Below are 24,390 nucleotides of genomic sequence, written 5' to 3'. Positions count from 1 at the left end.
CAGCATGAAAGCTTTTACCCAGCACACTGGTCTTGTCGCGCCTCTGGATCGTGCCAACGTCGATACCGACCAGATCATTCCCAAGCAATTCCTGAAGTCCATCAAACGCACAGGCTTCGGTCCGAACCTGTTCGATGAATGGCGTTATCTGGATGTGGGCCAGCCTTACCAGGACAACTCCAAGCGGCCACTGAACAAGGACTTCGTGCTCAACGCCGAGCGTTATCAGGGCGCCAGCGTGCTGCTGGCCCGGGAGAACTTCGGTTGCGGCTCGAGCCGTGAACACGCGCCATGGGCCCTTGAAGAATACGGCTTCCGCAGCATCATCGCGCCAAGCTACGCCGACATCTTCTTCAACAACAGCTTCAAGAACGGTTTGCTGCCGATCATCCTCAGCGACGCCGAAGTGGACGAGCTGTTCCAGCAGGTCGAGGCCAACCCGGGTTATCAACTGCAGATCGACCTTGCAGCCCAGACCGTGACCCGTCCCGACGGCAAGGTGCTGAGCTTTGAGATCGATGCGTTCCGCAAGCATTGCCTGCTCAATGGCCTGGACGACATCGGTTTGACCCTGCAGGACGGTGAGGCGATTGCCGCGTTTGAAGCGAAGCATCGGGCGAGCCAGCCTTGGTTGTTTCGCGAGGTCTGATTTCGCATAAGGCATGACGACGCCATCGCGAGCAGGCTCGCTCCCACATTGGATTTGCGGTGTACCCAAAACCCTGTGGGAGCGAGCCCGCTCGCGAAGAGGCCAGCCCAGGCACTACAACACCCTAAGGACATCCCATGACCAGCACCGCCCACAGTCAGGTTGTACAAAAGCAATTCGGTGAACAGGCCTCGGCCTATCTGAGCAGTGCCGTGCACGCCCAGGGTGCCGAGTTCGCGCTGCTACAGGCTGCCCTGGCTGGGCACGGCAATGCCCGTGTGCTGGATCTGGGGTGCGGCGCCGGTCACGTGAGTTTTCACGTGGCGCCTCTGGCTGGTGAAGTGGTGGCCTATGACCTGTCCCGGCAGATGCTCGATGTCGTCGCTGCGGCGGCCGCGGAGCGTGGGCTGGGCAACATCACCACCGTGTGCGGTGCCGCCGAGCGCCTGCCATTCGCCGACGCTGAGTTCGAGTTCGTGTTCAGTCGCTATTCGGCGCATCATTGGGGCGACCTGGGCGTGGCGTTGCGGGAAGTGCGCCGGGTGCTCAAGCCGGGCGGCGTAGCGGCGTTCATTGATGTACTGTCGCCGGGCATGCCGTTGCTGGATACCTACCTGCAAAGCGTCGAGGTGCTGCGCGATACCAGTCATGTGCGCGATTATTCGGCGGCCGAGTGGTCACGCCAGGTCAGCGAAGCGGGGTTGCAGGTGAGCAGCACCTCTCGCCAGCGCCTGCGCCTGGAATACCGCTCCTGGGTCGAGCGCATGCGCACGCCCGAGGTGATGCGCGCGGCGATACTCGAGCTGCAGCGCTCGATGGGCGACGAAGTGCGTGAATATTTCGAGATTGAAGCCGATGGTTCTTTCAGTACGGATGTACTGGTGCTGTGGGCTGAGCGATAGGATTTTTCCTGGTCTGCCCGGAAGTAGAAAACCTGGCGCGCCGGTACAACAAACGAGGAAAGCATGAGCAAGCAGATTCTGATTCTCCCAGGCGACGGCATTGGCCCGGAAATCATGGCCGAAGCGGTCAAGGTCCTGGAATTGGCTAACGACAAGTACGGCCTGGGCTTCGAACTCAGCCACGACGTGATCGGCGGCGCGGCCATCGACAAGCACGGCGTGCCCCTGGCCGATGAGACCCTGGACCGTGCCCGTGCGGCCGATGCCGTGCTGTTGGGGGCCGTGGGTGGCCCGAAATGGGACAAAATCGAGCGCGACATCCGCCCCGAGCGCGGTCTGCTGAAGATTCGCGCGCAACTGGGCCTGTTCGGCAACCTGCGTCCGGCGATCCTCTACCCGCAACTGGCCGACGCTTCGAGTCTGAAGCCGGAAATCGTTTCGGGCCTGGACATCCTCATCGTCCGTGAACTGACCGGCGGTATCTACTTCGGTGCCCCGCGTGGTACTCGCGAGCTGGATAATGGCGAGCGTCAGGCCTACGACACCCTGCCGTACAGCGAGAGCGAAATCCGTCGTATCGCCCGGGTCGGCTTCGACATGGCCCGCGTGCGTGGCAAGAAGCTCTGCTCGGTGGATAAGGCCAATGTGCTGGCATCCAGCCAACTGTGGCGCGAAGTGGTCGAACAGGTGGCCAAGGATTACCCGGATGTCGAGCTGAGCCACATGTACGTCGACAACGCCGCCATGCAACTGGTGCGCGCGCCGAAGCAGTTCGACGTGATCGTCACTGACAACATGTTCGGCGACATCCTGTCCGACGAGGCGTCGATGCTCACCGGCTCCATCGGCATGCTGCCGTCGGCCTCCCTGGATGCCAACAACAAAGGCATGTACGAGCCGTGCCACGGTTCGGCGCCGGACATTGCCGGGCAGGGCATTGCCAACCCGTTGGCGACCATCCTGTCGGTGTCGATGATGCTGCGCTACAGCTTCAACCTCACTGATGCCGCCGACGCCATTGAAAAGGCCGTCAGTGTGGTGTTGGACCAGGGTTTGCGCACCGGCGACATCTGGTCGGCCGGTTGTACCAAAGTCGGTACGCAGCAAATGGGCGACGCGGTAGTCGCCGCGCTGCGGAATCTGTAATCTCTCCGGTCCACCGCTTCGACGGTGGCCCACTTTTGTATAGGTGCAGTTGCGATGAAACGTGTAGGTCTGATCGGTTGGCGGGGCATGGTCGGTTCCGTGCTCATGCAGCGAATGCTGGAAGAGCAGGATTTCGATCTCATCGAGCCGGTGTTCTTCACCACTTCCAATGTCGGTGGCCAAGGCCCATCCGTGGGCAAGGACACCGGTGCGCTCAAGGATGCCTACAGCATTGAAGAGCTCAAGACTCTCGATGTGATCCTGACATGCCAGGGTGGCGACTACACCAGCGAAGTCTTCCCGAAACTGCGCGAAGCCGGCTGGCAGGGCTACTGGATCGACGCCGCTTCGAGCCTGCGTATGCAGGACGACGCGGTAATCATCCTCGACCCGGTCAACCGCAAGGTCATCGACCAGCAACTGGACGCCGGCACCAAGAACTACATCGGTGGCAACTGCACCGTCAGCCTGATGCTGATGGGCCTGGGCGGTCTGTTCGAAGCCGGTCTGGTGGAGTGGATGAGCGCCATGACCTATCAGGCGGCATCCGGTGCCGGCGCGCAGAACATGCGTGAGCTGATCAAGCAGATGGGCGCGACCCACGCCGCCGTCGCCGATGACCTGGCCAACCCGGCCAGCGCCATCCTGGACATCGACCGCAAGGTCGCCGAAGCGATGCGCAGCGATGCCTACCCGACCGAAAACTTCGGTGTGCCGCTGGCTGGCAGCCTGATCCCGTGGATCGACAAGGAACTGCCTAACGGCCAGAGCCGCGAAGAGTGGAAGGCCCAGGCCGAAACTAACAAGATCCTCGGTCGCTTCAAGAGCCCGATCCCGGTGGACGGCATCTGCGTGCGCATCGGCGCCATGCGTTGCCACAGTCAGGCGTTGACCATCAAACTGAACAAGGACGTGCCGATCGCCGATATCGAAGGGCTGATCAGCCAGCACAACCCTTGGGTCAAGCTGGTGCCGAACAACCGTGAAACCAGCATGCAGGAGCTGAGCCCGACCAAGGTCACCGGCACCCTGAACGTGCCGGTGGGACGCCTGCGCAAGCTGAACATGGGCTCGCAATTCGTCGGTGCCTTCACCGTCGGCGACCAACTGCTGTGGGGCGCGGCCGAACCGCTGCGTCGCATGCTGCGGATCCTGCTCGAGCGTTGATCGTTGCTGCTGTGAAAGAACCCGCGCCTTGTGAGAGGTGCGGGTTTTTTTATGGGTAATGTGTGTCTGGGGAGATCGCCATCGCGAGCAAGCTATGCTCCCACAATGAAACTCTCACAGTGGGTCTTCAATGAGCACCGGGCTTGTGGGAGCAAGGCTTGCCCGCGATTTGGTTGGTGCAATCAGCGCAAGAACTCCCCACCAATTGCCTGCATACCAACCACCCGGTAAAGTGCCGCTCCCCACGCATTACCCGAGGTAGACCCCATGAGCCAGTCCTTTGATATTGCCGTGATCGGCGCCACCGGTACTGTCGGCGAAACCCTCGTCCAGATTCTCGAAGAGCGGGATTTCCCCGTCGGCAACCTGCACCTGCTGGCCAGCAGTGAATCGGCAGGCAGTTCGGTGATGTTCCGCAACAAAAACGTGCGGGTGCGAGAAGTCGACGAGTTCGATTTCGGCAAAGTGCAACTGGTGTTCTTCGCTGCCGGTCCGGCGGTGACCCTGAGCTTCGCCCCGCGTGCTACCGCCGCCGGTTGTGCGCTCATCGACCTGTCCGGTGCCCTGCCGCCGGACCAGGCGCCGCAGATCGTGCCGGAGGCCAATGCCCAGGTGCTGGCGGGCCTCGGCAAGCCGTTCCAGGTGAGCAGTCCGAGTGCATCGGCCACCGCATTGGCCGTGGCGCTGGCCCCGTTGCGTGAGTGCCTGGATGTGCAGCGCATCAGCCTGACCGCCAGCCTCGCCGTGTCCGCCCAGGGGCGTGTCGCCGTGAGCGAGTTGGCGCGCCAGACCGCCGAGCTGCTCAACGCCCGTCCACTGGAGCCGACTTTCTTCGACCGCCAGATGGCGTTCAACCTGCTGGCTCAGGTCGGCACCCCGGATGAGCAGGGCCATACGCAGCTGGAAAAGCGCCTGGTACGCGAGTTGCGCCAGGTGCTGGATCAACCTTTGTTAAAGATTTCCGTTACTTGCATTCAAGCCCCGGTGTTTTTCGGCGATAGCTTTAGCGTGACCGTGCAGTCCGCGAACGCCGTCGACCTGGATCAGGTCAATGCAGCCCTGGAAGCGGCTCCCGGCATCGAGTTGGTGGAGGCGGGTGACTACCCGACACCGGTCGGTGATGCGGTGGGGCAGGATGTGGTGTATGTGGGGCGCGTGCGCAGTGGTATCGACGACCCGACGGAACTGAATATGTGGCTGACAACGGATAACGTGCGCAAGGGCGCGGCGCTCAATGCAGTGCAGGTGGCGGAGTTGTTGATAAAAGACCTGCTGTAAAAGATACTTGGCAACAATTTGTCGAATGATTCTAGCCGGGCGCTATGCTTGGTCTGGACGCTGAAGGCGAAAATCTCCCGCTGGGGACGTTCCCGGGCATGAGTAGAAACGATCGTGTGCCCCGTCGCTTCGGGGCTCTGCGAGATGCCTTGCGGCAGCGACATCAATACCTTCTCGCTGGCCGAGGAATGTTCAAACAAAGGAAGAGGCTATGGTTCAAGTTCGCAAACTGGTGTTAGCAATAGCGGCCGCCTCGGCGCTGTCCTCCGGTATGGCGCAAGCGCTCGGGCTCGGGGAACTGACCCTGAAGTCGACGCCGAACCAGCCTCTGGTCGCCGAGATCGAGCTGCTCGATGTCCAGCAACTGACCGCCGCCGAAGTTGTACCGAGCCTGGCCTCGCCCGAGGATTTCGCCAAGGCCGGCGTCGACCGCCAGGCGTTTCTGAATGACCTGACCTTCACCCCGGTGATCAATGCCAATGGCAAGAGCGTCCTGCGGGTGACCTCCAGCCGGCCACTGTCCGCGCCGCTGGTCAAGTTCCTCGTGCAGGTGATGTGGCCCAATGGCCGCTTGCTGCGTGACTACAGTGTACTGGTCGACCCGTCCAAGTTCTCGCCCCAGGCAGCCGAGGCTGCCCGACCGAAACCACCCCAGGTGGTGTCGACGCCGGTTACTGGCGCTACCAAGCCTTCCCAGTACACCACCACGCCGCGCGATACCCTCTGGGAAATCGCCGCCAAGGCCCGCAACGGCGGGTCCGTCCAGCAAACCATGCTAGCGATCCAGGCGCTGAACCCGCACGCTTTCATCAACGGCAATATCAACCTGCTCAAGACCGGCCAAGTCCTGCGCCTGCCGGACCCGGTTCAAAGCACTGCGTTGCCGCAACCCCAGGCCATTGCCGAAGTGGCTGCGCAGAACGCCGCCTGGCGGCAGGGGCGCCAAGGGCGTGCGACCGCGACACGTGGCGGCCAGCAGCTGGACGCGACCAAGCGTGGCCAGGGCGAAGCCGCACCGGCACAGACTGCCGGTCGCGATAACCTGAGCCTGGTGACGGCGGAGTCGGCGAAGGCAGGCAAGGGCAAAGGAAAGGGGGCGGCCGGCGATGCCCAGGCCCTGAGCAACAAGCTCGCGATCACCCAGGAAAGCCTCGACTCGGCTCGTCGTGACAATGAAGAGCTGAAAAGCCGCATGGCGGATCTGCAGAGCCAGTTGGACAAGCTGCAGCGCCTGATCGAACTGAAGAATAATCAGCTGGCGAAGATGCAGGCCGAAGGTGCCGCAGTTCCGCCAGCCAACGAAGCACCGCCGGCGATGTCGGCGCAGTTGACGCCCGCGCCATCGGCACAGGTCCCGGCGCCTGCCGCTGCACCGCAAGCTGCGCCTGAAGCGACACCCGAGGCGGCACCTGCAGCTGCTCCGGCGGAGCCCTCGCCGGTATCCAGCGAGCAGAAGTACAGCGACCTGCTGACCAACCCGATCCTGCTCGGCTTGGTCGGCGGTGGTGTATTGGTCCTGCTGTTGCTGCTGTTGTTGCTCGCCCGCCGCCGCAAGGCCCAGCAGGAAGCCGAGAAGCACCTGCGCATGGCCCGAGCCCTCGAGGAGGAGGCCGACTTCTCCCCGGAGCTCGATCTGCCCCCGAGCAGCTTCGAGGGCATTGAAGTACCAGCGCCAAGCGTAAAGCTTGATCCTAAGCCAGCCCCTGCGCCGGCCCCCAAGCCCGCTCCCCAGCCGGCTCCTGTGGTCGCGCCGGTAGTGGTCTCGCCGCCGATCGCCGCGCCATTGGTCGCCCCGGCTGCCGATCGCTTCGACGACGTCCTGGGCCAGGCCCAGGCCCACATCGATCGGGGTCGCTTGAACCAGGCGGCCGATCAGCTCGAGCAGGGCATCAAGGCCGAGCCACAACGCAGCGACCTGCGTCTGAAGTTGATGGAAGTCTACGGCCTGCAAGGCGACCGCGACGCGTTTGTCGCCCAGGAACGCCAACTGGTGGCCAATGGTGAGAACTTCGCCCAGGTCGAACAACTCAAGAGTCGCTTCCCGGCCATGGTGGTTGCCACCAGCGCCACCCTGGCTGCGGCGGCGGTGGCTGCCGAGCTGGACGCCCAGTACGTCAAGGAGCTGCTGGAAGAAACGCCGGCAACCAATGAAGAACTGGACAGTGCCTTCGATCTGAGCCTGGATGACCTGGAGAACACACCGACGGCGCCGGCCCCTGAGCCGGTACCGGAGCTGGATGCTTTTCCGATGGACGATGATCTGAGCTTCGAATCGGTGCTCAAGCAGCAGACCGAAGCCAACGAAAGCCTGGACGATCTGTCGGAGTTCGATCTGGACCTGGGTGCCGATGCGCCGGCTCCAGCCCTGGACGATGAAGATTTCCTACTGGACCTGAGCGACGATCTCAAGGGGCTGGAAGAGCCTGCAGCCGACGCGCCGGCCTTGCTCGACACCCCGGCTGACGATCTCGAGCTGCCGGCGGATTTCGATCTGTCCCTGGCTGACGAGATGGACGCACCGAAGGATCCCTTCGAGTCCGAGCTGGACGATGTCAACGCCGAGCTGGATCGACTTTCCGACAGTCTTGGCCAGCCATCCTTTACGGCCGAAGACGCCCTGACCAGTGCCGAGGACGAGCCGGACTTCGACTTCCTCAGCGGCACCGATGAAGTGGCGACCAAGCTCGACCTGGCCCAGGCCTACATCGATATGGGCGACCACGACGGTGCCCGGGACATCCTCGGTGAAGTCCTCAGCGAAGGCGATGCCACCCAGAAGAGCGAAGCGCAGGAGATGCTCGCGCGCCTGGCGTGAGATTTCGGATGTAAGCGCAATCCTGTGGGAGCGGGCTTGCTCGCGAAGGCGGTGTGTCAGGCAGCATCAATGTTGGCTGGGCTACCGTTTCGCGAGCAAGCCCGCTCCCACAATGCTCTGTGCGCGCTGCGGATCCCGTGTGGGAGCGAGCCTGCTCGCGATGAGTCCGGCACATCCGGCAGCGGATCAACAGTTACACTGGCATCCCACTCCACCGGCCTTATAATGCCCGCCTTTGCGTACCTCAGCAGGCTGTAATTCCTTGGCAAACATAGACAATCCGGCTGCCGAAATGGCGGCTGACGGCTTTTTCCGGATCGCCTTGGGCGTTGAATACAAAGGCTCGCGTTATCGCGGCTGGCAGCGCCAGGCCTCCGGCGTTGCGACCGTGCAGGAAACCCTTGAAAGCGCGCTGTCCAAAGTCGCTGATTCCCCTGTATCGCTGCACTGCGCCGGGCGCACCGATGCCGGCGTGCATGCCTGCGGCCAGGTGGTGCATTTCGACACCCAGGTCGAGCGATCGATGAAAGCCTGGGTCATGGGGGCCAACATCAACCTGCCCCATGACGTCAGCGTCAGTTGGGCCAAAGTGATGCCGGCGCATTTCCATGCACGCTTCAAGGCCATTGCCCGGCGCTATCGCTACGTGATCTACAACGACCAGATCCGTCCGGCGCACTTGAACGAAGAAATCACCTGGAACCACCGTCCGCTGGATGTCGAGCGCATGGCTGAAGCCGCGCAGTACCTGGTCGGGGTTCACGATTTCAGCGCCTTTCGTGCCGGCCAGTGCCAGGCCAAGTCGCCGATCAAGGAACTGCATCATTTACGCGTGACCCGTCACGGCAAGATGATCGTGCTCGACATCCGCGCCAGTGCATTCCTGCACCACATGGTGCGCAACATCGCCGGCGTGCTGATGACCATCGGTGCCGGTGAGCGGCCGGTGGAATGGATCAAGGAAGTGCTCGACAGCCGCATCCGCCGTTCCGGCGGCGTGACGGCGCACCCGTTTGGCTTGTACCTGGTGCAGGTCGAATATCGCGACGAGTTCGAGCTACCGGAGCGTTACATCGGGCCACATTTCCTCACCGGCTTCTCGGAACTCGACGGCTGACGCCCTCCGCTGCATTTGCTACCATCCGGGACTTTCACGGATTTAGCTGGGGTTTTGACAACATGTCGGTCGTTCGCAGCAAGATTTGCGGGATCACCCGCGTCGAGGACGCGCTGGCAGCTGTCGAGGCCGGAGCCGATGCCATCGGGCTGGTGTTCTATGCCAGGAGCCCGCGGGCGGTGAGCGTGCAGCAGGCGAGGGCGATCATCCAGGCCTTGCCGCCGTTCGTGACTGCGGTCGGTCTGTTCGTCAACGCCAGCCGTTGCGAGCTGGGCGAGTTACTCGATGCGGTGCCGCTGGGCCTGTTGCAGTTTCATGGCGACGAAACGCCAGCCGATTGCGAGGGCTGGCACCGCCCCTACGTCAAAGCGTTGCGGGTCAAGGCGGGGGATGACATCGCGGCTGCTTGCGAGACATTTGCCAGTGCCAGCGGCATTTTGCTGGACACATACGTGGAGGGCGTTCCTGGCGGTACCGGTGAAGCATTCGACTGGTCGTTGGTACCCCATGGCCTGAGCAAGCCGATCATCCTCGCCGGTGGCCTGACGGCTGACAATGTGGCCGAAGCGATTCGCCAGGTCCGTCCTTACGCGGTGGACGTGAGCGGTGGGGTTGAGCAGGGCAAGGGTATCAAGGATCCGGCGAAGATCCGGGCATTCATGGCCGCTGTGCGCAGCAGCCAGTTGCCAATGTGACGGCTGGCAGACTGCCGCCGTCCATACCTGCACTGTATACAGCAGGCAGGCGCCGCCTCCGGGCGGGCCGTATAGCGTAGCGGCAACCGCGGTGCAGCGGTTGCAGGAATGGTTGAGGGAGGTTGGGCTGCACGCAGGTCATGTTTCGCGCTGACCGTGGTGGCTTTTCGGCCCTCGCCGCACAATGAATTTAGCTCAAGGGCATACGCGGGGCCGCGAACCAGAGCGTTCGGGCCGCCGGTACTGGAGAAAGAAAGCATGAGCAACTGGTTGGTAGACAAACTGATCCCTTCGATCATGCGTTCCGAGGTGAAGAAAAGCTCGGTGCCTGAAGGTCTGTGGCACAAATGTCCATCCTGCGAAGCGGTGCTGTACCGCCCGGAGCTGGAAAAGACCCTGGACGTTTGCCCCAAGTGCAATCATCACATGCGCATCGGCGCGCGTGCCCGTATCGATATTTTCCTGGATGCTGAAGGCCGTGTTGAGCTGGGTGCGGACCTGGAGCCCGTGGATCGCCTGAAATTCCGTGATGGCAAGAAGTACAAGGATCGCCTGACTGCGGCCCAGAAGCAGACCGGCGAAAAAGACGCCCTGGTGTCCATGAGTGGCACCCTGCTGGGCATGCCAGTGGTGGTTTCGGCCTTCGAGTTCTCCTTCATGGGCGGGTCCATGGGTGCCATCGTCGGTGAGCGTTTCGTTCGCGCCGCCAACTATGCCCTGGAAAACCGTTGCCCAATGATCTGCTTCGCTGCTTCCGGCGGCGCGCGGATGCAGGAAGCGCTGATCTCGCTGATGCAGATGGCCAAGACCTCTGCCGTCCTGGCGCGTCTGCGCGAAGAGGGCCTTCCATTTATCTCGGTGCTGACCGATCCGGTCTACGGCGGCGTTTCCGCCAGCCTGGCAATGCTGGGCGACGTGATCGTCGGCGAGCCCAAAGCCCTGATCGGCTTCGCCGGCCCGCGGGTCATCGAGCAAACCGTGCGCGAAAAATTGCCGGAAGGCTTCCAGCGCAGTGAGTTCCTTCTGGAACACGGTGCCATCGACATGATCATCCATCGCCAGGAGCTGCGTCCGCGCCTGGGTAACCTGTTGGCTCAACTGATGGGCCTGCCGACGCCTCAGTACGTCGCCGCACCCATCGAGCCGATGGTGGTTCCGCCGGTGCCTGCCGGGCTATGACCGAACGCACCCTGGGCGACTGGCTGGCCTATCTCGAGCAATTGCATCCATCGGCCATCGACATGGGGCTGGAGCGCTCGCAAGCGGTCATGTCCCGCATGGGGCTGGGCAAGCCGGCACCCCGGGTCATCACCGTCACCGGCACCAACGGAAAGGGCTCGACCTGTGCCTTCGTGGCCTCGCTGCTGCGGGCCCAGGGGCTGAGCGTCGGGGTCTACAGTTCGCCGCACCTTCTGCGTTACAACGAGCGGGTACAGGTCAACGGCGTCGAAGCCGCCGATGCCGAGCTGTGCGAGGCCTTCGCCGCGGTGGACGCCGGGCGGGGCGAGGTCTCCCTCACGTACTTCGAGATGGGCACCCTGGCGGCCTTCTGGCTGTTCTCCCGTGCCGGTCTCGACGCCGTTGTGCTGGAAGTCGGCCTGGGTGGGCGACTGGACACGGTCAACCTGGTGGACGCGGACATTGCATTGGTCACCAGTATCGGCGTGGACCATGCCGATTACCTGGGCGATACCCGCGAATCCGTGGCCTTCGAGAAGGCCGGTATCTTTCGTCAGGGCGCGCCTGCGCTCTGCGGTGATCTCAATCCTCCGCAACCGCTGTTGGACAAGGCCCGTGAACTGGCCTGTCCGTTCTTCCTGCGGGGGCGGGATTTCGATCTGGCCATGACCGAGCAGCATTGGCAATGGCGCGGCAGCGATCTGCAGGGAAATCCGGTGGAGTTGCACGACCTGCCGCTGCTGGATCTGCCGATGGAGAACGCCGCGCTGGCGCTTCAGGCCTACCTGCTGCTGGGTTTGCCATGGGACGCCGGGCAGATCGTCGAAGCGTTGCAGACGACCCGCATCGTCGGTCGTCTTGATCGGCGCCAGTTCCAGTGGCAGGGCAAGCGTTTGAACCTGTTGCTGGATGTCGGCCATAACCCTCATGCGGCCCAATACCTGGCTGAGCGCCTGGCGCGGCGGCCGGTGGTTGGGCGGCGCCTGGCGGTGTTCGGGTTGCTGTCCGACAAGGATCTGGATGGCGTGGTCGAGGCGTTGGATGCTAGTGTCCAGCACTGGGCGGTAACGCCCCTGGATTCGCCGCGCTCACGTTCCGCCGCCGAATTGCAGGCGGCCTTGCAGCGTCGTGGTGCTTCGGTGGATGCTTACGACAGTGTGGCTGCCGCGTTGGAAGGGCAGTGCGCCGTGGCAACGGCCGATGACGAAATCCTGTTGTTCGGATCATTTTTTTGCGTCGCCGAGGCCTTGCAGTGGCTGGGCCGGCGCTCCACGGAGGAAGCTGCAGATGGCATTGCTCGATAAGGCATACAAGCAGCGCATGGTGGGGGCCCTGGTATTGGTGGCCCTGGCGGTGATTTTCCTGCCGATGCTGTTTTCCCGTCAGGACGAGCAGCGCCAGGTCACGGTCGATGCACCCGTCGCGCCCCAGGCACCATCGCTTCCGCCTGTGCAGGTCGAGCCGGTAACGGTGCCCGACCCTCAGGCGCTGCCCCAGGAGCCTGTCCCGAGCGACGAGGAGCTGGCTGAGCAAGCGGCCGCGCCGTCTGCCCCCATCCCCGCAGCACCGGCTGTTTCGAACAAGCCTGTTGTCGCTCCGGCCCCTGCGCCCGCTCCGGCGGCCCCGGCGGTCAAGCCCGCGCCGACTCAACCGATCACTGCTGCGCCGACCAGGCCGGACACCAGCCAGAGTCGCGTGGACGCTAACGGTTTGTCGGTCAGTTGGTCCGTGCAACTGGCCAGTCTGAGCAGTCGCGAAAGCGCGGAAAATCTGCAGAAATCCCTGCGTAGCCAGGGCTACAATGCCTACATCCGCTCCGCCGATGGCAAGAACCGGGTGTTTGTTGGTCCGCTGATCGAGCGTGCCGAAGCCGACCGTCTGCGCGACCTGCTCGGCCGGCAGCAGAATCTCAAGGGTTTTGTGGTGCGTTTTCAGCCGGAGCGCGGCTAAGCGCCTGATTTCACTCCCACTGACAATCGCAGCTTACCGACAGCCCTGGGCTCTGCTAAAATGCGCCGCCTTATCCGTCTGCAGGCTGCACCGTGCCATTTACCTGGGTTGACTGGGCGATCGTTGCGATCATCGCCATCTCCGCATTGATCAGTCTGAGCCGAGGCTTCGTCAAGGAAGCCCTCTCGCTGCTGACCTGGATCATCGCGGGAATCGTCGCCTGGATGTTTGGTGGCTCGCTGTCCCAGTACCTCGCCGGATACATCGAAACGCCGTCGGCCCGCGTGATCGCGGGTTGTGCCATCTTGTTTGTCGCCACCTTGCTGGTTGGCGCAATGATCAACTATCTGATCGGCGAACTGATTCGCGTCACCGGGCTTTCCGGGACGGACCGGTTCCTGGGCATGGCCTTTGGCGCTGCGCGTGGTGCGTTGCTGGTGGTCGTGGCCGTCGGGCTGCTGAGCCTGGGGCCGGTACAACAGGATTCGTGGTGGCAGGAGTCCCGGCTCGTGCCACAATTTCTATTGGTCGCAGACTGGTCAAAAAACCTGATCCTGGGTTGGAGCAGTCAGTGGCTTGCCAGCGGTATCAGCGTACCCGCTGAAATACCGTTCAAGGAACACCTCTTGCCGACGGCCAAAACGCCGCAGTGAGAGTTGTTCAGTTCAGATCCATTAAGTAGGGGTTGCGTCGCATGTGTGGCATCGTCGGTATCGTCGGTAAGTCGAACGTCAATCAGGCGCTGTATGACGCGCTAACCGTGCTCCAGCACCGCGGCCAGGACGCTGCCGGTATCGTGACCAGCCATGACGGCCGGTTATTCCTGCGCAAGGACAACGGTCTGGTGCGTGACGTGTTCCACCAGCGTCACATGCAGCGCCTGGTTGGCCACATGGGTATCGGCCATGTGCGCTACCCGACAGCGGGCAGTTCGACCTCGGCCGAAGCCCAGCCGTTCTACGTCAACTCGCCGTACGGCATCACCCTGGCGCACAACGGCAATCTGACCAACGTCGAGCAGTTGGCCAAGGAGATCTACGAGTCTGACCTGCGCCACGTCAACACCAATTCCGACTCGGAAGTGATGCTCAACGTGTTCGCCCACGAGCTGGCCCAGCGTGGCAAGCTGCAGCCGACCGAGGAGGACGTGTTCGCCGCCGTGACCGAGGTGCATAACCGCTGCGTCGGTGGCTACTCGGTGGTGGCGATGGTTACCGGCTATGGTATCGTCGGTTTCCGCGACCCCCACGGCATTCGTCCTATCGTCTTCGGCCAGCGTCACACCGACGAAGGCGTCGAGTACATGATCGCCTCCGAGAGCGTCTCCCTGGACGTGCTGGGTTTTACCCTGATTCGCGACCTGGCCCCGGGCGAAGCGGTCTACATCACTGAAGACGGCAAGTTGTTCACGCGCCAGTGCGCGACCAACCCGAGCCTCACGCCGTGCATCTTCGAACACGTCTACCTGGCGCGTCCGGACTCGATCATCGACGGCATCTCGGTCTACAAGGCCCGTCTGCGCATGGGCGAGAAACTGGCCGAGAAGATCCTGCGCGAGCGTCCGGACCATGACATCGACGTGGTCATCCCTATTCCGGACACCAGCCGCACCGCGGCCCTGGAGCTGGCGAACCACCTGGGCGTCAAGTTCCGCGAAGGCTTCGTGAAGAACCGCTACATCGGCCGGACCTTCATCATGCCGGGCCAGGCTGCACGGAAAAAGTCCGTGCGCCAGAAGCTCAATGCCATCGAGCTGGAGTTCCGCGGCAAGAACGTGATGCTGGTGGACGACTCCATCGTACGTGGCACGACCTGCAAGCAGATCATCCAGATGGCCCGCGAAGCCGGCGCCAAGAACGTGTACTTCTGCTCGGCGGCCCCGGCCGTGCGCTACCCGAACGTCTACGGCATCGACATGCCGAGTGCCCATGAGCTGATCGCTCATAACCGCACGACCCAGGAGGTCGCCGACCTGATCGGTGCCGACTGGCTGATCTACCAGGACCTGCCGGACTTGATCGAAGCCGTGGGCGGCGGCAAGATCAAGATCGAACAGTTCGACTGCGCGGTGTTCGACGGCAAGTACGTTACCGGCGACGTCGACGAGGCCTACCTGAACAAGATCGAAAGCGCTCGCAACGATGCGTCCAAGGCCAAGACCCAGGCGGTCAGCGCGATCATCGATCTGTACAACAACTAAAGTGACAAACCGGCCCTGAGGGGCCGGTTTGCGTTTGACCGATTGCAGGAGTGACAGCATGAGTCAGGATTGGGATGCCGGTCGGCTGGACAGCGACCTTGAAGGCGTAGCGTTCGACACCCTGGCGGTTCGCGCCGGTCAGCACCGCACGCCGGAAGCCGAACACGGCGATCCGATGTTCTTCACCTCCAGCTACGTGTTCCGTACCGCGGCCGACGCGGCGGCGCGGTTCGCCGGTGAAGTGCCGGGTAATGTCTACTCGCGCTACACCAACCCCACCGTACGTGCTTTCGAAGAACGTATTGCCGCGCTGGAAGGTGCCGAGCAGGCGGTTGCCACCGCCACCGGCATGGCGGCGATCATGGCCGTGGTGATGAGCCTGTGCAGTGCCGGTGACCATGTGCTGGTATCGCGCAGCGTTTTCGGCTCGACCATCAGCCTGTTCGAAAAGTACTTCAAGCGCTTCGGCGTGGAAGTCGATTACGTGCCCCTGGCGGATTTGTCCGCCTGGGATGCGGCGATCAAGGCCAATACCAAATTGCTGTTTGTCGAGTCACCGTCCAACCCGTTGGCCGAACTGGTGGACATTGCCGCGTTGGCGCAAATCGCCCACGCCAAGGGCGCCATGCTGGTGGTCGACAACTGTTTCTGCACCCCGGCGCTGCAACAACCGTTGAAGCTGGGCGCAGACGTGGTGGTACATTCGGCTACCAAGTTCATCGACGGCCAGGGTCGTTGCATGGGTGGCGTGGTAGCCGGTCGCATTGAGCAGATGAAAGAAGTGGTGGGCTTTTTGCGCACCGCCGGTCCGACCCTCAGCCCGTTCAACGCCTGGGTCTTCCTCAAGGGCCTGGAAACCCTGGGTCTGCGCATGAAAGCCCATTGTGCCAACGCCCAGGCCTTGGCCGAATGGCTGGAGCAGCAGGATGGCATCGAGAAGGTGCATTACGCCGGCCTCAAGAGCCATCCGCAACACGACCTGGCCCTGCGTCAGCAGCGCGGTTTCGGTGCCGTGGTGAGTTTCGAGGTCAAGGGGGGCAAGGAGGGCGCCTGGCGCTTCATCGACGCCACTCGGCTGGTGTCCATCACCGCCAACCTGGGCGATAGCAAGACCACCATCACCCATCCGAGCACCACCTCCCACGGCCGTCTGTCGCCCCAGGAACGTGAAGCAGCCGGGATCCGCGACAGCCTGATCCGCGTCGCGGTGGGCCTGGAAGACGTAGCCGACCTGCAAGCTGACCTGGCGCGTGGGTTGGCGGCCTTGTGATCGAGCTGGCAACGCCGCCGAGCGGCACCCATGGCCGGGTTGCACTGGTGACGGGCGCCGCCCGGGGCATTGGCCTGGGCATCGCCGCCTGGTTGATCTGTGAAGGCTGGCAAGTGGTGCTGACCGACCTGGATCGTGAGCGCGGTTACAAGGTTGCCAAGGCGTTGGGCGATAACGCCTGGTTCATCGCCATGGACGTGGCAGACGAAGCCCAGGTCGCCACCGGTATTGCCGAGGTACTGGGCCAGTTCGGCCGGCTCGACGCGCTGGTGTGCAACGCGGCCATTGCCGACCCGCACAACATCACCCTTGAAAGCCTGGACCTGGCCCACTGGAATCGGGTCCTGGCGGTGAACCTCGGTGGGCCTATGCTGCTGGCCAAGCACAGTGCGCCTTATCTGCGTGCCCATAACGGCGCCATCGTCAACCTGGCCTCGACCCGCGCCGCGCAGTCGGAACCCGACACCGAAGCCTATGCGGCAAGCAAGGGTGGCCTGTTGGCCCTGACCCATGCCTTGGCGATCAGCCTCGGACCAGAGATTCGGGTCAATGCCGTCAGCCCTGGCTGGATCGACGCACGGGACCCGTCCCTGCGCCGTTCAGAACCACTGACCGACGCCGATCACGCCCAGCATCCTGCGGGTAGGGTAGGCACGGTAGAGGATGTGGCGGCGATGGTGGCGTGGCTGTTGTCGCGCAATGCCGGTTTCGTCACGGGCCAGGAGTTCGTGGTGGACGGCGGCATGACCAAGAAAATGATTTACGAGTGAGAAGCGGCGAAGCTCTCCATTCGAAACTGTTTTGAAAAAACTTCAACCCTGCTATTGACTTAGCTTCGGCACCTGCGTAAATTTCGCGGCCTCAGCGAAGCAAAGGGTGATTAGCTCAGCCGGGAGAGCGTCTGCCTTACAAGCAGAATGTCGGCGGTTCGATCCCGTCATCACCCACCATGTTCCATGAGAGTCTTGCGAAAGCAGGACGGAAGCTGTCAAAAGCCTCCACCGACGCGCAGCGGTAGTTCAGTCGGTTAGAATACCGGCCTGTCACGCCGGGGGTCGCGGGTTCGAGTCCCGTCCGCTGCGCCATATTTTCCGAGTCAGGTTCGCCTGGTTCGAGATCAAGCCAAAGGGTTTGATCAGACGAGTCAAATGGACGCAAGTCCACAGCGATACGCAGCGGTAGTTCAGTCGGTTAGAATACCGGCCTGTCACGCCGGGGGTCGCGGGTTCGAGTCCCGTCCGCTGCGCCATATCTGCTTCGAGGCCCACTGAACGCCTTGGAGCCAGGAAGAAAGCCGAAACGCCTCTTCTGATCGATAGCAAAGACCCTGGTCGAAAGATCGGGGTTTTTTGTTTCTGCAATTCACGTCAGGCCTGCGACTATTCCAGTTTCTGAAAGAGTGGATTGTAGTTTGTGCGGATTCCGTCGCAGGTACATCGGGAGGAATATGAGCGCTCACGCTCACCTCCGCAGGGGGTGAAAGAACCCTGACCGTAGCCGCTGGCGCGCAATTTTCGCCGCGTGCGCGAGGTGACCTCGAATGGATAAAGTCTCAACTGCACAACCTTCCCCCTGGCATGAGGGCGAGTTGACCTTGCAGCGCGCAGTCGGTGCGGTCGACATGATGGTGAGTGTCGGCCAGCGGCAACTGGCCCGGTCGTGGATGCCGGACCAGCATCGCGAATTCTATGCCCAGCTACCCTTCGTGGTGTTGGGAGCTGTGGATCGGCAAGGTGATGTATGGGCGACGATTCGCACGGGACAACCTGGCTTCATGCATTCTCCCACGCCGGAACGCCTGCACATCAGCCTCCCGCCGCAGCCCGACGACCCCGCCCAGGACGGCATGCAGCAGGGCGATGCCATTGGCATGCTCGGCATCGAGTTGCATACCCGTCGACGCAACCGCATGAATGGCAACGTACTGCGTCCATCGGATGAGGGTATTGAAATCGCCGTGACCCAGGCCTACGGCAACTGCCCGCGCTACATCAATCTGCGCCAATATGCCTTCGTCGACGAGACAGCGGGCGCTGTGCTTGAGTTGACCAGCGCAGACCCACAAGTGCGTCGCATGGTCACTTTGGCCGACTCGTTCTACGTCGCGACCTACGTCGTGCGCGACGGCCAGAACCAGGTTGATGCCTCACATCGCGGCGGCAAACCCGGTTTTGTGCGAGTGGAGGAAGACGGGACACTGACCATTCCGGATTTCTCCGGGAATCTGTTCTTCAACACCCTGGGCAACATCCTGCTGAACCCCCGGGCCGGACTGGTGTTTATCGACTTCCAGAGCGGTGACCTGCTGCAAATGAGCGGTTCAGCCGAGGTGCTGCTCGACAGCCCCGAAATTGCCGCGTTCCAGGGCGCCGAGCGGCTGTGGCGCTTCAAGCCGCAGCGTATCGTTTACCGTCAGGCCGCTATCCCGTTGCGCTGGACAGACACGGCCGAAGGGGCTTCACCCAATTCGATGATGACGGGCAGTTGGGAGCAGGCGACCGAGCGCTTGCAGGCCGAAGCCCTGCGCAGTCACTGGCGTTCGATGCGGGTGGAGCGCATCGTGGATGAGAGCCGGAGCATTCGGTCGTTCTATCTGCAAGCCAGCGACGGCGTCGGCCTACCCCGTTTCGAGCCGGGGCAGCATTTGCCCGTGCGGGTTCTGCTGGAAGGGCAGCAGGTACCCTCGATTCGTACCTACAGTGTCTCCAGTTCACCGTCGGATGAATTCTTGCGCATCAGCGTCAAGCGCGACGGCTCGGTGTCTTCGCATCTGCATGAGCGGATTCAAGTCGGGGACTGGATCGAAGCCCGCGCGCCTCAAGGGGATTTCACGGTCCAGGCTTCCGAACGGCGTCCATTGGTACTGCTGGGCGCGGGCGTTGGCATCACGCCGTTGCTGTCGATGTTGCGCGAAGTGGTCTATCAAGGGAAGCGCATCAATCGCATGCGGCCGACATGGCTGATACAAAGCAGCCGTTCAGTGGCCGACCTGGCCTTTCGTGATGAGGTCGACGAGTTGGTGGCCCGTGCGGGAGACAAGATCAAGGTCCTGCGCGTGGTCAGTCAGCCGCCCATCGACGGTTCAGCCGACAGCTACGACATGGCCGGCCGCATCGATGTCGAACTGCTCAAGACCTTGCTCCCGCTGAATGACTACGACTACTACCTCTGCGGGCCGGGGAGTTTTACCCAGGCGCTGTACGATGGGCTGCGCACATTGCGCATTCCCGATGATCGCATTCATGCCGAAACCTTCGGACCGTCAACGTTGGTCCGTGACATTGAAGTCAGCGTGCCGGCGGCGGAACAAGTGCCCATGGCCGATGAACCGGTGAAAGTCCTGTTCGCCACCTCGGGCAAGGAAGCGCGCTGGGAGCCTGGCACCGGGACGTTGCTCGAACTGGCGGAAGCGCGGGGCCTGAATCCGGAGTTCAGTTGCCGCGGAGGCTCGTGCGGTACCTGCAAGACCCGGCTGAGCAGTGGTCAGGTGCATTACCTCAATACGCCGGCGCAACGACTGGAGGCGGATGAGGTGTTGATCTGCTGCGCCGTGCCGGCGCAGGGGAGTGAGACGTTGGTGCTGGACGTCTGAAGGCGTTTGGAGGCTGTCCCTGGTTCAAGCGGGCGCGTGCGGCTCGTGCTTCAGCAGGTTCGACAGGCGGGTCAGCCCCTGGGTCAATTCCTCGAAGGACGGGCCCCCAAGGCACAGGCGAATGCCGGTCACCGGTTCATCGCGATCCACCATCAGCGATTCTGGCGCAGTCACCCTGATGCCTACGTGGGCAGCCGCCTTCGTGAAGCGCTCAGCGGCGTCGTGGGTCATCGGGAGCCAGATGTGATAGGCGTCCGGGTGCGAGACGCATTCGACCCCGCCAAGCAATTCGGCGGCGAGGCGGGTTCTGCGCCGCGCTTCATGCCGCAAGTCCTGCTGGATGGAGGCGACCACGCCGTTGGACAACCAATCTTCCACCACGGCGCAGGACAACGGCGACGGGCCCAGGGGAATATCCTGCAGGTGTTCCTGCGCAGCGCCGTGCAATTCAGCGGGTAGCGTGAGCATGCCGATCCTCAATCCGGGGCCGAGGGATTTGGACAGGCCGTTGATATGCAACACCCTCTCGGGTGCCAACGTCGCAAGGGCTGGCACCGGCGCCGATCCCAGCGCATAGACACCATCCTCGATGATCCAGGCGTCCGCTTGTCGACAGACCTCGACGATAGCCTGCCGGCGCGCCGTATCCATCGTCGCGGTGGTCGGGTTGTGGAGCGTGGGGGTGAGATAGACCACTTTGCTGGCGGCTGCTGCATGATGATCGAGGGCCTGCGCGAGCGCCTTCGGCAGCATCCCTTGCTCGTCGATCTCGACCCCTTGCATCCGATAGCCTTTGCGCCGGGCCAGGGCTATTGCGCCGGGATAAGTGAGGCGTTCCGTCAGGATCATCCCATGGGGGCCGCAGGCAAGATCGAAAGCCAGGGAAATGGCCTGGCGGGCGCTACCCGTCAGCACCAGGTGGGACGGCTCGACCACGATGCCGAGAGCGTCAAGCCAACGGGCCAACAAGCGACGATGTTCCAGGTGTCCGGCGGGTGGGGAGTAGAGATTGAGATGATCGGCGTCGATCCTGCGAGCGATGCCGGTCAAGGTCCGCGCCAGGAGACGGCTCGTCAACATGGCGGGTGGCACATTGGACGAAAGATCGATCAGTTGCTGCCCATGTGCCTGCAAGATGGCCACGAACGTTGCCCGACCCTTGACGCTGCGCACCAGACCCCGTCGTTCCAGGGCGGCATAGGCTTTCGTCACCGTACCCAGGCCGATCCCCAGTTGCCAGGCGAGTTGCCGGTGGGCGGGGAGACGGTCGCCACTTTTCAATCGTCCTTCAACGATGTCGTCGGCCAGGGCATATACCAGGCGTTCCGATGCGTTTGCTTCGATGTCCGCGAGGCGGGGTGTCCAGGGCGATTGAAGGCGCATTGTGGGTAACCGGTGAATGAATAGTGTCGCGTGACACTATTTCAATAGTCATGAAGTGTCACGCGCATTATGGTGCTTGCGGACAACGGTTCAGTTATTCGGAGCGACGGAAACGCCGCGCGTCTCGGACGCCTTTTGAGGACATTCCAATGATCGATCATCCGATCATGTTTGCCTTTGGCAGCTACATCCTTGCCGCCGCCAGCCCGGGCCCCAGCAATATGGAGATCATGGGCGTGGCGATGCGTGACGGGCGCTCCCACGCCTTGGTCCTGGCATCCGGCGTCATGACGGGGTCGCTCTTCTGGGCGTTCCTGGCGGCGACGGGGATCTCCGCCTTGTTGGCCGCGTGTGCACAGGCGCTTTTCGTCATCAAGGTGGTGGGCGGGGTCTATTTGCTCTACCTGGCGATGCGCGCGGGCAAGGCGGCCATGGCATCGACACACGAGAGCGCCGGTGCGGTTGTCGGGCGGGAGGCTCGGCGTTATCTGCCTCTGTACCGCCAGGGTGTGGTCATGCACATCGGCAACCCCAAGGCCATCATGTCCTGGATGGCCATCATGTCGCTCGGGCTTCGCGAAGACGCGCCAGTCGGTACCTTGCCTGCGATCATTGGCGGATGCGCCTTGCTCGGCGTCATCATCTTCGGCGGCTACGCCATCGTGTTTTCGACCGCCAGGATGATCGCCGGCTACACTCGGCTGCGACGCTGGATTCAGGGGCTGTTCTGCGCGCTGTTTGCGCTCGCGGGATTGAAGCTTCTCGTGTCGTCCCACTGATGTTCCAGTGTTTTGAAGTCGCCAGGAAAAACGAAGGAGAATGCTTTGGACCCTGTGATTCAAATCGTTGACGTGTTCGGCGCCGAGTCGTTCTCCGGCAACCCGCTGGCCGTGATCATGGGCGCCGATGCGCTGGAGACGGATGAGATGCAACGTCTGGCCCGCTGGTTCAACCTGTCGGAAACGACCTTTGTGCTATCGCCGACGCACCCGAGTGCAGACTACCGGGTGAGGATCTTTTCGCTGCAGCGGGAATTGCCGTTCGCCGGGCACCCGACATTGGGGAGTTGCCATGCCTGGCTTTCGACCGGCCGCAAACCCATGAATGAAGCGCACATTGTCCAGGAATGTGGCGCGGGGCTCGTGACAGTGGGTCGTGATCAAGGCCGGCTTTGCTTTGCCGCACCTTCGCTGATTCGCTATGGAGCCCCGTCAAGGGCAGAACTGAACGAGGCGGTGCAACTTCTGCAGATAGATCCGCGTGACGTCGTCGATGCGGCCTGGGTCGATAATGGCCCTGGATGGCTGGGCATCCGACTGGTGTCAGCCGAGCAAGTCCTGGCCGTGCAACCAGCACAAAGCTGGCCGCGCAGAATCGACGTTGGCGTGGTCGGGCCGCATTCCGGTGGTGATATCGCCTTCGAGGTCCGAGCCTTTTTCAGCAATCATTCGGGCGCCATCGTCGAAGACCCGGTCACGGGCAGCCTGAATGCCTCGTTGGCGCAGTGGTTGTTCGATGCCGGTCTGGTTGAGCAAGCCTATGTTGCAGCCCAAGGCACCCGTCTCGGTCGCAAAGGGCGCGTCCATGTGCGTCGCGATGACGCTGGCCAGATCTGGATTGGCGGTGAAACGCGCACTCAGGTTGAGGGAAGGCTGCAGGGGCTGTTTTTGAATCAGCCCCTTGATTGAGCAGCCCCGCTCATCACGTGGGGCTATCGAATGCCGGGTATCAAACCCCCAGCTTGTCCCGTAGCCCGTAGTACCACGCGCCGAGCGCCGCGAATGGCGTGCGCAGCAGTTGGCCGCCAGGGAAAGGGTAGTGGGGCAGGTCGGCAAACGCATCGAAACGCTCGGCCTGGCCACGCAGCGCCTCGGCCAAGACCTTGCCCGCCAGATGTGTGTAGGTCACGCCATGGCCGCTGCAGCCCTGGGAGTAGTAGATGTTGTCCCCCAGGCGTCCGACCTGCGGAAGACGCGACAATGTCAGCAGGAAATTTCCGGTCCAGGCGTAATCGATCTTCACATCCTTGAGCTGCGGGAACGCCTTGAGCATCTTCGGCCGGATGATCGCTTCGATGTTCGCCGGATCCCTCGCGCCATACACCACACCACCGCCGAAGATCAGGCGCTTGTCGCCCGTCAACCGGTAGTAGTCGAGCAGGTAGTTGCAGTCCTCGACGCAATAATCCTGGGGCAAGAGACTGTGGGCCAACTCGTCACCCAGCGGCGCGGTCGTGATCACCTGCGTGCCGCAAGGCATGGACTTGGCCGCCAGCTCCGGCACCAGATTGCCCAAGTAGGCATTGCCGGCCACGATAATGAACTTGGCCCTGACCTTGCCCTGTGACGTGTGCACCACCGGGCTGGCACCGCGCTCGATGCGCACCGCGGGTGACTGCTCATAGATCACCCCACCCAGGGATTCCACGGCCGCCGCCTCACCCAGTGCCAGATTGAGCGGATGGATATGTCCGCCGCTCATGTCCAGCATGCCGCCTATATACTGATCGCACGCCACCACCTCGCGGATACGCCGCTGATCCAGCAGCTCCAGCTGGGTATGGCCGAAGCGCTCCCACAAACGCTTCTGCGACTCCAGATGGCCCATCTGTTTAGCCGTAAGGGCCGCGAATACACCGCCGTCCTTCAGGTCGCACTGAATCTGATACTTCGCCACCCGCTCCCGAATGATCCGCCCACCCTCGAACGCCATCTTGCCCAGCAACTGCGCCTGCTGCGGGCCGACACTGCGCTCGATCACATCGATGTCGCGGCTATAGCTGTTGACGATCTGCCCGCCATTGCGGCCCGAAGCGCCAAACCCCACCTTGGCGGCCTCGAGAATCGTGACCTTGAAGCCGTTCTCCAGCAAAAACAGGGCAGAGGACAGACCGGTATAACCTGCACCGATCACGCACACATCAGTCTCGATGTCATCCTGCAGGGCCGGGCGGGGCGGCACCGGATTGGCCGACGCGGCGTAATAGGACGCTGGATAAGGTGTGTTCGCCATTCTGCAACCTCTGTTTTATATTTTTTACGAGTGCA

At 62.5% G+C, this 24,390-nt stretch carries 20 protein-coding genes and 3 tRNA genes; 21 read left to right on the top strand and 2 right to left on the bottom strand.

Features of this window, described 5'->3' with window-relative positions:
- Nucleotides 1-4 precede the first annotated feature (4 nt).
- From leuD to QZH45_RS20340, 19 genes are all read left to right on the top strand, one after another.
- Nucleotides 5-649, top strand: coding sequence for a 3-isopropylmalate dehydratase small subunit (leuD, locus tag QZH45_RS20430; RefSeq protein ID WP_053194376.1), 645 nt, complete (start codon nucleotides 5-7; stop codon nucleotides 647-649).
- 137 nt (nucleotides 650-786) lie between these two features.
- Nucleotides 787-1,551 (top strand): class I SAM-dependent methyltransferase, encoded by a 765-nt coding sequence (locus tag QZH45_RS20425; RefSeq protein ID WP_024779163.1) that lies wholly within the window; start codon nucleotides 787-789, stop codon nucleotides 1,549-1,551.
- Between the two features lie 63 nt (nucleotides 1,552-1,614).
- Nucleotides 1,615-2,697 carry a 3-isopropylmalate dehydrogenase gene (gene leuB, locus QZH45_RS20420; protein WP_024779162.1) on the top strand — a complete coding sequence of 361 codons (1,083 nt, stop codon included), beginning with the start codon at nucleotides 1,615-1,617 and terminating at the stop codon, nucleotides 2,695-2,697.
- Nucleotides 2,698-2,751: 54 nt separating this feature from the next.
- Nucleotides 2,752-3,864, top strand: coding sequence for an aspartate-semialdehyde dehydrogenase (asd, locus tag QZH45_RS20415; protein ID WP_024779161.1), 1,113 nt, complete (start codon nucleotides 2,752-2,754; stop codon nucleotides 3,862-3,864).
- Nucleotides 3,865-4,131: 267 nt separating this feature from the next.
- Nucleotides 4,132-5,142 (top strand): aspartate-semialdehyde dehydrogenase, encoded by a 1,011-nt coding sequence (locus QZH45_RS20410; RefSeq protein WP_024779160.1) that lies wholly within the window; start codon nucleotides 4,132-4,134, stop codon nucleotides 5,140-5,142.
- 211 nt (nucleotides 5,143-5,353) lie between these two features.
- A complete protein-coding gene (locus tag QZH45_RS20405; protein WP_024779159.1) occupies nucleotides 5,354-7,957 on the top strand; it encodes a FimV/HubP family polar landmark protein in 2,604 nt (867 codons plus the stop codon).
- Between the two features lie 292 nt (nucleotides 7,958-8,249).
- Entirely contained in the window at nucleotides 8,250-9,074 is an 825-nt protein-coding gene (gene truA / locus QZH45_RS20400; RefSeq protein WP_024779158.1) for a tRNA pseudouridine(38-40) synthase TruA, read from the top strand.
- Nucleotides 9,075-9,136: 62 nt separating this feature from the next.
- Nucleotides 9,137-9,769 carry a phosphoribosylanthranilate isomerase gene (locus tag QZH45_RS20395; protein ID WP_024779157.1) on the top strand — a complete coding sequence of 211 codons (633 nt, stop codon included), beginning with the start codon at nucleotides 9,137-9,139 and terminating at the stop codon, nucleotides 9,767-9,769.
- A gap of 258 nt (nucleotides 9,770-10,027) precedes the next feature.
- Nucleotides 10,028-10,948, top strand: coding sequence for an acetyl-CoA carboxylase, carboxyltransferase subunit beta (accD, locus tag QZH45_RS20390; RefSeq protein ID WP_024779156.1), 921 nt, complete (start codon nucleotides 10,028-10,030; stop codon nucleotides 10,946-10,948).
- Nucleotides 10,945-12,252 (top strand): bifunctional tetrahydrofolate synthase/dihydrofolate synthase, encoded by a 1,308-nt coding sequence (gene folC, locus QZH45_RS20385; protein ID WP_053194374.1) that lies wholly within the window; start codon nucleotides 10,945-10,947, stop codon nucleotides 12,250-12,252. The genes accD and folC overlap by 4 nt, the downstream gene beginning before the upstream one ends.
- Complete coding sequence (locus QZH45_RS20380) at nucleotides 12,236-12,898, top strand: SPOR domain-containing protein (RefSeq protein ID WP_024779154.1); 663 nt, start codon at nucleotides 12,236-12,238, stop codon at nucleotides 12,896-12,898. The genes folC and QZH45_RS20380 overlap by 17 nt, the downstream gene beginning before the upstream one ends.
- A gap of 92 nt (nucleotides 12,899-12,990) precedes the next feature.
- On the top strand, nucleotides 12,991-13,551 hold the full coding sequence (locus QZH45_RS20375) for a CvpA family protein (protein ID WP_024779153.1): 561 nt from the start codon (nucleotides 12,991-12,993) through the stop codon (nucleotides 13,549-13,551).
- A 41-nt stretch (nucleotides 13,552-13,592) separates the two neighbouring features.
- A complete protein-coding gene (gene purF / locus QZH45_RS20370; RefSeq protein ID WP_024779152.1) occupies nucleotides 13,593-15,098 on the top strand; it encodes an amidophosphoribosyltransferase in 1,506 nt (501 codons plus the stop codon).
- Between the two features lie 58 nt (nucleotides 15,099-15,156).
- A complete protein-coding gene (locus QZH45_RS20365) occupies nucleotides 15,157-16,368 on the top strand; it encodes an O-succinylhomoserine sulfhydrylase (RefSeq protein ID WP_055136163.1) in 1,212 nt (403 codons plus the stop codon).
- Complete coding sequence (locus QZH45_RS20360) at nucleotides 16,365-17,138, top strand: SDR family oxidoreductase (RefSeq protein ID WP_024779150.1); 774 nt, start codon at nucleotides 16,365-16,367, stop codon at nucleotides 17,136-17,138. The genes QZH45_RS20365 and QZH45_RS20360 overlap by 4 nt, the downstream gene beginning before the upstream one ends.
- 104 nt (nucleotides 17,139-17,242) lie before the next feature.
- Nucleotides 17,243-17,318 (top strand) — tRNA-Val (locus QZH45_RS20355).
- A 58-nt stretch (nucleotides 17,319-17,376) separates the two neighbouring features.
- Nucleotides 17,377-17,453: transfer RNA gene (locus QZH45_RS20350), tRNA-Asp, on the top strand.
- An 87-nt stretch (nucleotides 17,454-17,540) separates the two neighbouring features.
- Nucleotides 17,541-17,617, top strand: a tRNA-Asp gene (locus tag QZH45_RS20345).
- A 291-nt stretch (nucleotides 17,618-17,908) separates the two neighbouring features.
- Entirely contained in the window at nucleotides 17,909-19,960 is a 2,052-nt protein-coding gene (locus QZH45_RS20340) for a pyridoxamine 5'-phosphate oxidase family protein (protein WP_055135600.1), read from the top strand.
- 24 nt (nucleotides 19,961-19,984) lie between these two features.
- Here the strand turns inward: QZH45_RS20340 and QZH45_RS20335 are convergent, their stop codons facing one another.
- A complete protein-coding gene (locus QZH45_RS20335) occupies nucleotides 19,985-21,343 on the bottom strand; it encodes a PLP-dependent aminotransferase family protein (RefSeq protein ID WP_053194370.1) in 1,359 nt (452 codons plus the stop codon).
- 149 nt (nucleotides 21,344-21,492) lie between these two features.
- Here QZH45_RS20335 and QZH45_RS20330 point away from each other — a divergent pair, with 149 nt between their 5' ends.
- Both QZH45_RS20330 and QZH45_RS20325 read left to right on the top strand, forming a co-directional pair.
- Nucleotides 21,493-22,122 carry a LysE family translocator gene (locus tag QZH45_RS20330; RefSeq protein ID WP_053194369.1) on the top strand — a complete coding sequence of 210 codons (630 nt, stop codon included), beginning with the start codon at nucleotides 21,493-21,495 and terminating at the stop codon, nucleotides 22,120-22,122.
- A 45-nt stretch (nucleotides 22,123-22,167) separates the two neighbouring features.
- Nucleotides 22,168-23,031: a PhzF family phenazine biosynthesis protein gene (locus QZH45_RS20325; RefSeq protein ID WP_053194368.1), complete on the top strand. Its 864-nt coding sequence runs from the start codon at nucleotides 22,168-22,170 to the stop codon at nucleotides 23,029-23,031.
- A gap of 40 nt (nucleotides 23,032-23,071) precedes the next feature.
- Here QZH45_RS20325 and QZH45_RS20320 read toward each other — a convergent pair whose 3' ends face one another.
- Nucleotides 23,072-24,355: an NAD(P)/FAD-dependent oxidoreductase gene (locus QZH45_RS20320; protein ID WP_053194367.1), complete on the bottom strand. Its 1,284-nt coding sequence runs from the start codon at nucleotides 24,353-24,355 to the stop codon at nucleotides 23,072-23,074.
- Nucleotides 24,356-24,390 lie beyond the last annotated feature (35 nt).

The sequence above is a fragment of the Pseudomonas corrugata genome (assembly GCF_050920615.1).
Lineage (GTDB): Bacteria > Pseudomonadota > Gammaproteobacteria > Pseudomonadales > Pseudomonadaceae > Aquipseudomonas > Aquipseudomonas corrugata.
Note: the sequence above shows the minus strand (reverse complement) of the source record. Positions and strands in the feature narration are given on the sequence as shown.

Bases quoted from the DNA above. Each gene is read 5' to 3' on its own strand.
- leuB (WP_024779162.1), top strand. From the start codon at position 1,615: ATGAGCAAGCAGATTCTGATTCTCCCAGGCGACGGCATTGGCCCGGAA.
- QZH45_RS20405 (WP_024779159.1), top strand. From the start codon at position 5,354: ATGGTTCAAGTTCGCAAACTGGTGTTAGCAATAGCGGCCGCCTCGGCG.
- accD (WP_024779156.1), top strand. From the start codon at position 10,028: ATGAGCAACTGGTTGGTAGACAAACTGATCCCTTCGATCATGCGTTCC.
- QZH45_RS20335 (WP_053194370.1), bottom strand. From the start codon at position 21,343: ATGCGCCTTCAATCGCCCTGGACACCCCGCCTCGCGGACATCGAAGCA.
- purF (WP_024779152.1), top strand. From the start codon at position 13,593: ATGTGTGGCATCGTCGGTATCGTCGGTAAGTCGAACGTCAATCAGGCG.
- QZH45_RS20395 (WP_024779157.1), top strand. From the start codon at position 9,137: ATGTCGGTCGTTCGCAGCAAGATTTGCGGGATCACCCGCGTCGAGGAC.
- QZH45_RS20365 (WP_055136163.1), top strand. From the start codon at position 15,157: ATGAGTCAGGATTGGGATGCCGGTCGGCTGGACAGCGACCTTGAAGGC.
- leuD (WP_053194376.1), top strand. From the start codon at position 5: ATGAAAGCTTTTACCCAGCACACTGGTCTTGTCGCGCCTCTGGATCGT.
- QZH45_RS20380 (WP_024779154.1), top strand. From the start codon at position 12,236: ATGGCATTGCTCGATAAGGCATACAAGCAGCGCATGGTGGGGGCCCTG.
- truA (WP_024779158.1), top strand. From the start codon at position 8,250: ATGGCGGCTGACGGCTTTTTCCGGATCGCCTTGGGCGTTGAATACAAA.
- folC (WP_053194374.1), top strand. From the start codon at position 10,945: ATGACCGAACGCACCCTGGGCGACTGGCTGGCCTATCTCGAGCAATTG.
- QZH45_RS20320 (WP_053194367.1), bottom strand. From the start codon at position 24,355: ATGGCGAACACACCTTATCCAGCGTCCTATTACGCCGCGTCGGCCAAT.
- QZH45_RS20410 (WP_024779160.1), top strand. From the start codon at position 4,132: ATGAGCCAGTCCTTTGATATTGCCGTGATCGGCGCCACCGGTACTGTC.
- QZH45_RS20330 (WP_053194369.1), top strand. From the start codon at position 21,493: ATGATCGATCATCCGATCATGTTTGCCTTTGGCAGCTACATCCTTGCC.
- asd (WP_024779161.1), top strand. From the start codon at position 2,752: ATGAAACGTGTAGGTCTGATCGGTTGGCGGGGCATGGTCGGTTCCGTG.
- QZH45_RS20425 (WP_024779163.1), top strand. From the start codon at position 787: ATGACCAGCACCGCCCACAGTCAGGTTGTACAAAAGCAATTCGGTGAA.
- QZH45_RS20340 (WP_055135600.1), top strand. From the start codon at position 17,909: ATGGATAAAGTCTCAACTGCACAACCTTCCCCCTGGCATGAGGGCGAG.